Origin of the sequence: Desulfosporosinus nitroreducens (genome assembly GCF_023897015.1) — a bacterium.
Classification (GTDB): Bacteria; Bacillota; Desulfitobacteriia; order Desulfitobacteriales; family Desulfitobacteriaceae; genus Desulfosporosinus; species Desulfosporosinus nitroreducens.
Window position 1 is genome coordinate 1 of the sequence record NZ_JAMHFY010000053.1, and the last position, 9210, is coordinate 9210.

Annotated in this window: 9 protein-coding genes and 1 pseudogene; 8 read left to right on the forward strand and 2 right to left on the reverse strand. The window is 40.8% G+C overall.

Features of this window, described 5'->3' with window-relative positions; all coding sequences use genetic code 11:
- Positions 1–625: 625 nt before the first annotated feature.
- The gene (locus M8E35_RS25580; RefSeq protein ID WP_252473795.1) at positions 626–829 is read right to left on the reverse strand and encodes a sigma factor-like helix-turn-helix DNA-binding protein; all 204 of its coding nucleotides are present in this window, start codon (positions 827–829) and stop codon (positions 626–628) included.
- 446 nt (positions 830–1275) lie between these two features.
- Between M8E35_RS25580 and M8E35_RS25585 the strand changes: the two genes are divergently transcribed.
- The 3 genes from M8E35_RS25585 to M8E35_RS25595 all read left to right on the forward strand — a co-directional run bounded on the left by M8E35_RS25585 (position 1276) and on the right by M8E35_RS25595 (position 4635).
- Complete coding sequence (locus M8E35_RS25585; protein WP_252473802.1) at positions 1276–1638, forward strand: BlaI/MecI/CopY family transcriptional regulator; 363 nt, start codon at positions 1276–1278, stop codon at positions 1636–1638.
- Positions 1639–1641: 3 nt separating this feature from the next.
- Positions 1642–4050 (forward strand): DUF5301 domain-containing protein, encoded by a 2409-nt coding sequence (locus M8E35_RS25590; RefSeq protein ID WP_252473796.1) that lies wholly within the window; start codon positions 1642–1644, stop codon positions 4048–4050.
- Positions 4051–4272: 222 nt separating this feature from the next.
- Positions 4273–4635, forward strand: a complete 363-nt coding sequence (locus M8E35_RS25595; protein ID WP_252473797.1) for a hypothetical protein — start codon at positions 4273–4275, stop codon at positions 4633–4635.
- 409 nt (positions 4636–5044) lie between these two features.
- Here the strand turns inward: M8E35_RS25595 and M8E35_RS25600 are convergent, their stop codons facing one another.
- Positions 5045–5296, reverse strand: a complete 252-nt coding sequence (locus M8E35_RS25600; protein ID WP_252473798.1) for a helix-turn-helix domain-containing protein — start codon at positions 5294–5296, stop codon at positions 5045–5047.
- 221 nt (positions 5297–5517) lie between these two features.
- On the opposite strand from M8E35_RS25600, the pseudogene M8E35_RS25605 reads away from it, so the two are divergent.
- The 5 genes and pseudogenes from M8E35_RS25605 to M8E35_RS25620 form a co-directional block, all read left to right on the forward strand.
- Positions 5518–5880: pseudogene (locus M8E35_RS25605) on the forward strand (response regulator); the annotation flags it as partial.
- 447 nt (positions 5881–6327) lie between these two features.
- Positions 6328–6468, forward strand: coding sequence for a hypothetical protein (locus M8E35_RS25610; protein WP_252473799.1), 141 nt, complete (start codon positions 6328–6330; stop codon positions 6466–6468).
- Positions 6453–7412, forward strand: a complete 960-nt coding sequence (gene xerA / locus M8E35_RS25615; RefSeq protein ID WP_252473800.1) for a site-specific tyrosine recombinase/integron integrase — start codon at positions 6453–6455, stop codon at positions 7410–7412. Before M8E35_RS25610 ends, xerA begins: the two co-directional genes overlap by 16 nt.
- A gap of 539 nt (positions 7413–7951) precedes the next feature.
- A complete protein-coding gene (locus M8E35_RS27125) occupies positions 7952–8284 on the forward strand; it encodes a TIGR04104 family putative zinc finger protein (protein WP_373887488.1) in 333 nt (110 codons plus the stop codon).
- 346 nt (positions 8285–8630) lie between these two features.
- Positions 8631–8861, forward strand: a complete 231-nt coding sequence (locus tag M8E35_RS25620; RefSeq protein WP_252473801.1) for a hypothetical protein — start codon at positions 8631–8633, stop codon at positions 8859–8861.
- Positions 8862–9210 lie beyond the last annotated feature (349 nt).

Here is a 9210-nt window from a genome sequence, read left to right on the forward strand (position 1 = left end):
TGCTAGTTATATTGAAATGATTTTCTATAAGGTTTTTCTGAAATTAGGGTTGATTTTTATTAGCAGGATTATTCTTATAACGGTATAAGATAACGATAGTTGGCATTACGGGCATACAACGCATAATCAGAATGATGCGCAGTAATACATTGCCAAAGAGGAATCCTATTCATAAACTTTTACCTTTCTATTGTGTGTAAATGCCCTTTACAACCCACCCAATCAATACCAAATATGGTACCAATAAAAGATATGCATATTTATATTGCTTAAACTGAATAGACAAAGACGCTCCTAATAAGGTTAGCGGAATGACTAGTCCAGAAAATTTCCAAATTGATGTCAATATAGTCATAGATATATGCAACGAAAATGGTGCAGATAAAACTGTACCAATATAAACTAAACTTGAACGTCTAACAATAACACCGATCAAACATAGAAATGATGAAATAACCATAGCTGGTGGTCCAAAGAAAAAGATATACAAAGTTATTTAAATCACTCCCTTTATTTAGATATTCTTACTTTATTCTTCTTCCCATTCAAGAGTTCAATATTACGATTTTCTAATTTTCGTACCAAATTTAACAATTCCAGGTTTTTGCTAAGGTATCTCATTGATCTAACTTAAATGTTCCTTAATATAATCAAATACTTTCTTCTCAATTTTTCGAACTTGTTCACGTGATACTCCTAATCTCGTTTGAATTTCACTTAAAGGCCTAGAAATTCCATCCTTAAGTCCAAATCGAGTAATAATAACCTCTCGCTCTTTTTCGTCCAGACAATTGTCAATGGCCTCCAAAACTTGCTCACGTGTATACATTTAATCATCCTATCAAGATTTTGTAACTCATTTCTAGAATTTCATAGTTCCAACCTCTTGGCTTATTGCACATAATCTTACTAATGCGTCACGTCATAAGAAATGAGTTCAGATACTCTTAATAAGATTTCAACAACATGCTTGAAATACCTTCCATAAATACCAGAAAAAATATGTCCTTCTTTCGAGAGTTTTATGTTCTGAAAGAAGGACATATTTAACTATCTTCATTTGAACTTCCAGTTATTCTCATTTTGTGCAGCAAAACAAGCCGGTGCGCTTTGGGGGATTTACTTCCGGCGCTGACGCCGACGAATTTGACCTGCTACCAGGCCCTTCTCCTTCCGGGGATTCAGTTTGCTCAAGCCTTCTCATTGACAAATGGGGTCTATAGTTATAGATTAAAGAAAAAGTCTATAACTATAGACCTGAAGGAGGCGTTAACTCTGAATCGGCTTAAACTCTGTGAAAGTGAATATCGTTTTGGGGCCATCGTTTGGGAAAATGAACCCGTTGGCTCCGGCGAACTGGTGACTCTCTGCGAACAACAGCTGGGCTGGAAAAAGTCCACCACCTATACTGTCCTGAAAAAACTCTGTGAGCGGGGGATTCTAAAAAACGAAAATGCCTTGGTCACTGCCCTTGTCCCCCAAGCACAAGTACAGAAGTTTGAAAGCGAACAGTTTATTAACCGCACCTTTGGCGGCTCTTTGCCCGGCTTTATCACAGCATTCATGAATGATAAAAAATTAAGCCGGCAAGAGGCTGAGCAGCTTAAGAAGCTTATTGACAGCTACAAGGAGGATTAGGCTATGGAACAATTCCTGCAGGATGCATTCCTGGCTGTTTTAAACATGAGCATTACCGCCGGCTATGCCATCCTCTTTGTTTTGCTGGCCCGGTTATTCTTAAGGAAAACCTTCAAAATTTTCTCCTATTGCTTGTGGGGAGTGGTACTGTTTCGCTTAATCAGTCCGGTTTCTTTCTCCTTTGCCTTGAGTTTTTTTAGCTTTATGAAAAAGGATACGATGGAACATATTCCTGCCGGCCTTGGGATGATGGCACAACCTCAAGTCGACTTAGGGGTCAATTATGTCAGCCAAGCCGTTACTTCCTCTCTGCCTGCGGCAACCCCCATGGCCAGTGCCAACCCCATGCAGATTATTCTTTTTGCGGCTTCCCTGGTATGGGTGTTGGGCTTTCTAAGCTTATTGGCCTATAGCCTAATTTCCTATGGACTGCTGAAAGGAAAGGTTGGCCAGGCGATTCTTGTCAGAGACAATATTTGGGAGTGCCATACCATCCAGTCTCCTTTTGTGTTAGGGTTTCTTAAGCCTAAGATCTATTTGCCGCCGGGTTTTTCCGAAGGGGAAAAAAGCTATATCCTTAAGCATGAGGAAATACATATCCGGCGTTATGATTATCTGATTAAACCCTTGGCCTATTTTTTGCTCTGCCTTCACTGGTTTAATCCCCTGGTCTGGCTGAGTTTTATCCTGATGACAAAAGATATGGAAATGTCCTGTGACGAGCAAGTTCTTAAGGAAATGGGCCAGGAAATCAAGCAGGATTACAGCCGCTCTCTTCTATCCCTGGCTCTCAGTCACAGGATGATGGTTGGCAGCCCTCTGGCCTTTGGCGAAAGCAGCGCCAAAAGCCGGATCAAAAATGTACTGAATTATAAGCAACCTACTTTTTGGGGAATGCTCGCCGGGGCGGCAGGGATATTAATCCTTTCCCTGGGCTTAATCTCCAATCCCGAAAGCTCTCAATCCCCTTCGGCAAATTTAAATCTTAATGATGCTGCCAAGCTTTCGGCGGCCCGGGACCAGCTCATCATCAGAGTTCACGGCCAGGGGGCCTCCCTTATAACGGGGGAAGAGTTTGGAGAATGGCTGGCCGGTGCCTCCAGCGGCTGGATGGAAAAGCAGGTCAGCTCTCCCTATGAGCTGAGCCCGACATTAACAGTCTATATTGACAATGGCCCTGAGGGGTATCGGCTGAATTTTTATGATTCGGAAAAAGGACTGGCGATGCTTGCCGGTGACGGGGATTTTCGCTGTTATACCATCCCTACCCAGCAATATGAGCAGGTCTATAGCCTGTGGGGTTCCCACAGCTACTTTATACCGGAAGTGGTTGTCCAAGCCCTGCTGGAAGGAAAGAAAACCAACCGGCAGAGTGTTCAGGACATCCCTGACGAAAAGGATTACCGGGTTATTGAGATAGGCAGGGACCCCTATTATCTCTATCAAAAAGACGGCAAGTACTATTGTGAGAGGCCTTATGTGTTTATCAGGGAGATTACGGAAGAATCCTATAAGGGAGCCTTAACTTTTGCCCATAAGCCCTCGGGCAGTCGTCAAGAATCACTAAAGGAGTCTTCGCCGGAAGCCCAGGAAATCGCCCAACTTATTGAAGACAATTTGCAGACCATCATGTCCTCCCCCGGGCAGTCCTCCAATCCGGATGATTATATCAAAGCTCACGATATGGCTTATGAGAGTATCATCAAATATGGGGGCGAGAATGCCCTGCCCTATGTTTTAGCTCAGTTTGAAGCAGGAAATGCCGAGGGATTGCGGGGGCAAATCTTGATGAGGCTTGGTAAGGAATTGTTGGGGGTGAGAAATAATGTCAGCGATGAATCCTTATCCCCTCAGGAATGGTACAGCCGGCTACAGATTCGCAGGGAAGTCAGCTTGCCCGACTTCGCTTATCAAGGGAATGACCCCGTGGCCCAGCTCGTCTATCAGACGGAAGTTCAAAAGCATAAGGGGCGGCAGGGATTTTGCGTTGTGGCCCCCCATATCTTTGCCAGCCATCGGGAAGACGGCAAACTCAAGGTTTTTGTGACAACCTTTGCTCAAAGCTATCACTTGTATGACAATGTTCTGAGCGAAGAAGGAGGAGGGATTATTCCGGCGGCCATCACCTATCGAGAAGGCGCTGACGGGAGCTATACTTTGGAAAGCTATGAACAGGCACAAGATGGGGCTTATTTTGGCTCTTCGATTCAAGAGTTTTGTGTCATGCCCGTCTCCGGAAAACCAATTGAGGGGCTGGCGAAACAAATACTCATTCACTACGGGGATTACAGTGATATCATCAAGCTGCAGCGGGAAAACTTAGCGGAGCATTTGCACAGGAATAACCGCTCCGGCGTTTTTCTCCATCAGTCTCATTATCAAAAACCGGCGGAATTAATTCCTATCACTTAAGAGAATTGGATGAATATCCCGGGTTAAAACGGGCCGTCATTCCGGTAAAGGAGCCGCGGCCTCACCCAGTGAAGCTTATCTCAGAATAGGGTTTTTTATTTGGGTGGATTTTCCCGGAATCAATTAAAATAAGGAGGGAACTGCCGGGATTGCCGCGAATGCATATGGGATATGGAGGATATTTCAGATCATGGAGGCTCAGCTTCCGGAAAGGATAGTAGGATGTCGAAGAAATATATTATGTTAAGACCTGAAGAAGAGGCTGCAGCGGAAGCGGAATCAACCCTCAAAGAGATGATTTGCTTCGGGGAAAATTCCAGCAATTGCCGCTTTCCGGATATGGAGGTCAATGGTGAAAATCAAGACAAATTGCAGGAGCTGGTAGATGAATACAGCGCCCTGATTGGGCAGGAAGAGAACAAGGACCTGGATCTGAAGGCATTCTTCGCAGGGAAACAAATCAACATTGAGCATGTGGATGAATTTGAGGAGCCGCGGGATGTGTTCATCCTGCTGGTCTATTTCAAAGAGGTCTGCAAGCTTACGGATTTTGAGCCTGTAGCCGTTACTGAGACATTTGCCTAGTCCTGATTAGCATAAAAAATAGAGGGTTCAGTATTTAGACATACTCAAACCTCCGGCGTAGTAATCCTGCAGCCAGGCCTCATGTTTTGCATTCTTTTAGAGGACTTTGCTTAATAGGAAGAAAGTGGCCGGCAGGGATGGTCCCTGGTTGTTATTAATAAAGGCCGGGTTATGCAGGTGGGAACTCATGAGACAATGATTAGAGAAGAGGGCTTTTATAAAAATTTAGTGGCCGCCCAATTTGATGAAACCGGGGTTCTTAAATGAGTTCACTCAAAAGAGAAGTCATTGATAGAATAGCAAAGCCGCAGGATTAAGATCCGCGGCTTTGCTATTTATTCAACTTGTTTTATTTGATCTGAAATTGTTATATTGAAAAATAATTTCTCCCCTTACTATATTATCTATGTTATTTAAACATCAAAAGCTGGCTGGGATCAACGTTTAAAGCTTTTGCTATTCTAAATATGGAAATCATAGATACACCATAGACAGATGTGCTTTCGAGGTGGCTGATGGTGGTATAGCTTAAATCTGATTTTTCGGCAAGCTCGTTTTGACTGAGCCCTCGTTGTTTCCGAAAAAACTGGATTTTAAAACCAATGTTTCTTAGAAATTGTTGTTCTTCCTCTGAGTACAACTTACTTTTGATAGGGGGCATTATGATTCCTCCATTATTAGATAAAACAATTGTTTAATAACATTCTATCAAAATGAAGTTGCAATAATACGCAATTAATAGGTATAATATTGTAGTGTAATAACAATAGGAAATTTATGTATCAGAAATGCAAGTGTGGCAGGCCTATTTTATATACAGATAAATTAATCCAGAGAGGAGTGAGGATGATGCTTAATATTGCTATTTGAGACGATAGGTCCCTCCAGCGTGAACTACTAAATATACTGATTCATGAATATGAGGAAGAAAATAAAGTGTGCTTTAATATATATCAATTTAGTAGCGGAGAAGAACTCCTTGTGAAATTTGATGAAGATAAGAAGTTCTTTGACCTTTTCTTTCTCGATTATTACATGAAAAGATTGACTGGCCTGGAGACTGCCTTACATATTCGAAGCTTTAGCAAAGCTTGCCCTATTGTTTTTGTAACGGCAGCGGAGAAGTGTGATTTTATGGAGGCCATACCTTTTGAGGTGCTCTTTAAACCTGCCCAAAAAGTGGATCTGAATAAAATACTAGAGAGGGTACTGGTCAGAAAAATCGGAAAAGACGAGGGGATATAAATCAAATCATCCACCTTATGGGTAAGTGAAGCAGATAATATCTGACTAACAGAGAAAATAAATGGTATATATACCCGTAAGGAAAGTCGTGTGGACTTTTGTGCAGATTTATTATTGATAGTTAGCTTGGGGATGGACCCAAAAAAGCTGCTGTTTAAGCGCTTTTTTGGGTTTTGCTATCTTTATCCGGGGGAAATGCTTTCATAACTGTTTTCAGCTGATTTTGTATGTTGAACTTCCTAGGCAAGTTCAGCATACTCTGACATTCCTCCTTCTGCTTTTTGTCGCCGATAGCGCTAAGGGGCGCTATTGGCGACACTTTTTGAAAGCAAGGCCCTGAAGGTCTTAACTTCAAAAACGTTAAAAACTTGAGATGGTTCAAAGAATATAAAATAAAGGGTTTTGTAGAAAACTGGAGAATAGTAAAATCATGGAAGGGGGTATTCGATGTCTATTTTTGTATCTATGAAAAGAGATGACCGGCTGATTATCAGATTTGATTATACTGAAGACCGGCTGAAAAAGATTAGAAGTATCTCAGGACGGTCTTGGAATCAAAAAGAAAACATTGGATGCATGAGTCAGTAAAGAATTTCTATGATTTGTTTGCCCAGGAAGAGATTATTACCCATAAAGCAGTCAACAATTTAATTTATAACTTAATACCAGAACTTAGTTATCGAGAACATTATAAAAATCTGCTTATAAAAGTAACTGAAGAGCTTAAGCTCAAGGGCTACAGTGAAGAAACACAGAAATCGTATTTAGGACATATTCGAAGGTTTCTTTTATATTCCAATAAAGATTCGAACTTGTTAAGCAAAGAAGATATCAGAAAGTATTTGATGTATCTACTTGATGAAAAAGAGAAATCTCATTCTTACGCAAACCAAGTCATTAGTGCAATAAGATTCTTATTTATTAATATACTTCGAAAAGAAATAGAAATATTCGATAACATACTACGACCTAAAAAGGAGCATAAGCTACCTGACATATTGAGTTCTGAGGAAGTCCAGCGTATTCTTAATTCGGTTAAAAATGTAAAACATCGAATGATATTACTTCTCATCTACTCAGCTGGATTAAGGGTTAGTGAAGTTGTCAGACTTAAACTTAATAATATTGATGAAGATAGGATGCTTATCCACCTTAGACAAGCTAAGGGACATAGAGATAGATATACAATATTATCTCCCGTGGCTCTAAAGTCATTGAAAGATTACATAAGGATTTACCAAACTAAAGAGTGGTTATTTTCAGGTGAGAAAGAAGAAAATCATTTAACCGAAAGAAGTGTTCAGAAAATCTTCGAAGTAGCTTGTTTTAAGGCTAAGATAACAAAGAAGGTCTCAGTACATTCTTTGAGGCATTCTTTTGCAACACACCTCTTAGAGAGGGGAATAGACCTTAGATATATTCAGGAAATTTTAGGACATCAAAATTCTAAAACACCGGAAATATATACCCATGTTTCTAAGAAGAGCATAGCGAATATCCGAAGTCCTTTAGACTCTTTAGAAATTAATTAGCTTAACCGGTTAATGTAGTAAGAAAGGGAAATTACCCGAAAGTACCTTCGGGTATTCCCCTGAATTGTTAGAATATCTGAAATAAATTTCGGTGATCCCATAGTTAGCTGACACTGGGAATGATAGATAAAATAACATTATACTGATTCCGCTCGGGTTGGTATCATATTTATAGTTGCCAAGGGACGGGGGACTAGTTCATGGATATTCCGATCCCGAAGAAAGATAAATTTTGGGCCGTCACTGTGGCGTAAGATCTGGAGCGCTCTATTTTATGACATTGGCCAGTAACGAATTTGCTGTGGCAGTCAGTTTGGTGTATTCCTATGAGGTAGTCAATTTGGGGAGATCTCCGCGCCAGCTAACACAATGTTACCGTAACTAGAGGATGATGAATGCGGTTGGGACGCTACGGGAACACCCGTCCGTTCTACGACATATCGTGCAAGGACGCGCCATCCTTGGCGCGGACGAAAGGAATCTGTTGTAATCCTTCGCAGTAGTAGAATTATACGTCTCAATCGGAGGAGGTAGTGTTAGTGCAAAAATGTCAGAAATGCTCTGAACCATTTAGATGGAAAAGTATTATTAAATCTTGTTTTTTTGGCTACAAGTTTATCAAGTGCAGTAGTTGCAATAGTGAGCACTATGTAAGTCGTATAACTAGGATTGGCTATAGTACTTTTGCTATAACTATTCCAATGATATTTGTATTGGTGCTCATAAATACAAAAGCAATCAATATTTTTAACGTTTTCTGGGAGTATTTACTTGCCCATTTACTTTGGATTACCTTGATTACATTGGTAATGCCTTTTTTTACAAGATATCACATTCGAGAAGCAAGAGAAAATAACAAAATTGAATGCTAAATATGTAGATGCTATATAACAATATTTATAAACTAAAGATTACTTTAGTTAAGACGTATCTTTCTTATTTTGCGCCTTAGAGTCATTGCGGGTAAGATTTAAGGCAGCGCCGTCCATGGCGCTGTCTGAGTCTGGGGGCACGATACGTCGTAGAACACGGGATTCCCGACACTTGGAGGATGATGAATGTGGTTGGGGCGCGTCGGGAATCCCTAGACGTTCTACGACATATCGTGCAAAAGACGCGCCATCCTTGGCGCGGACGGTTTTGAAAAGAATTGCTACGCGAGAAGGGAGTTGAACAAAATAAGTTGCTTAAAACCATATAATGGAAGAGTACCTGCTTGTGGTTGCTTTTGTGGAGGATGCCCAAATTTCATACGAAAAGAAAGATCTTGCCCGGGAGCTTCGTTCACAGATAGATGTGAGAGTTGTACCTCTTATCATCTTTGTTGCAAAGAAAAAGGTATTAGTCATTGTTACGAGTGTGAAGAATACCCATGTAAGAGATTTAAGAACTTTTCAAAAAGGTGGCTCAAATATGGACAAAACTTCGTTGAGAATCAGGAATTGTTAAAAATGGTGGGCGAGTTGGAATTCTTGAAGATATGGAATGCGAAGATAAGTAGTAATGAGTAATGCATAGCATTGCGGAATCCGTGCTTCTCTATAAATATTGAGAGAGATTCTTAAAATTTACATAAATTAATAATACTTTATTTTTATTAGGGGCGAATTTAAGGAAGCGCCGTCCATGGCGCTGTCTGATTGTTGGGCACGATACATCGTAGAACACGCCGTTCCCGAAACTTAGAATAGATGAATGTGATAAGACGCTTCGGGAACGGCTAAACGTTATATGACATAACAGCTATCGGAGAAGGTGTTTGTGGTCCATTGATTGAGGGGGTTAATACGTGAAAGTA

Excerpts from the sequence above, each read along its gene's own strand:
- M8E35_RS25580 (WP_252473795.1), bottom strand. The coding sequence starts at position 829 with ATGTATACACGTGAGCAAGTTTTGGAGGCCATTGACAATTGTCTGGAC.
- M8E35_RS25590 (WP_252473796.1), top strand. The coding sequence starts at position 1,642 with ATGGAACAATTCCTGCAGGATGCATTCCTGGCTGTTTTAAACATGAGC.
- M8E35_RS25595 (WP_252473797.1), top strand. The coding sequence starts at position 4,273 with ATGTCGAAGAAATATATTATGTTAAGACCTGAAGAAGAGGCTGCAGCG.
- M8E35_RS25600 (WP_252473798.1), bottom strand. The coding sequence starts at position 5,296 with ATGCCCCCTATCAAAAGTAAGTTGTACTCAGAGGAAGAACAACAATTT.
- M8E35_RS25610 (WP_252473799.1), top strand. The coding sequence starts at position 6,328 with ATGTCTATTTTTGTATCTATGAAAAGAGATGACCGGCTGATTATCAGA.
- xerA (WP_252473800.1), top strand. The coding sequence starts at position 6,453 with ATGCATGAGTCAGTAAAGAATTTCTATGATTTGTTTGCCCAGGAAGAG.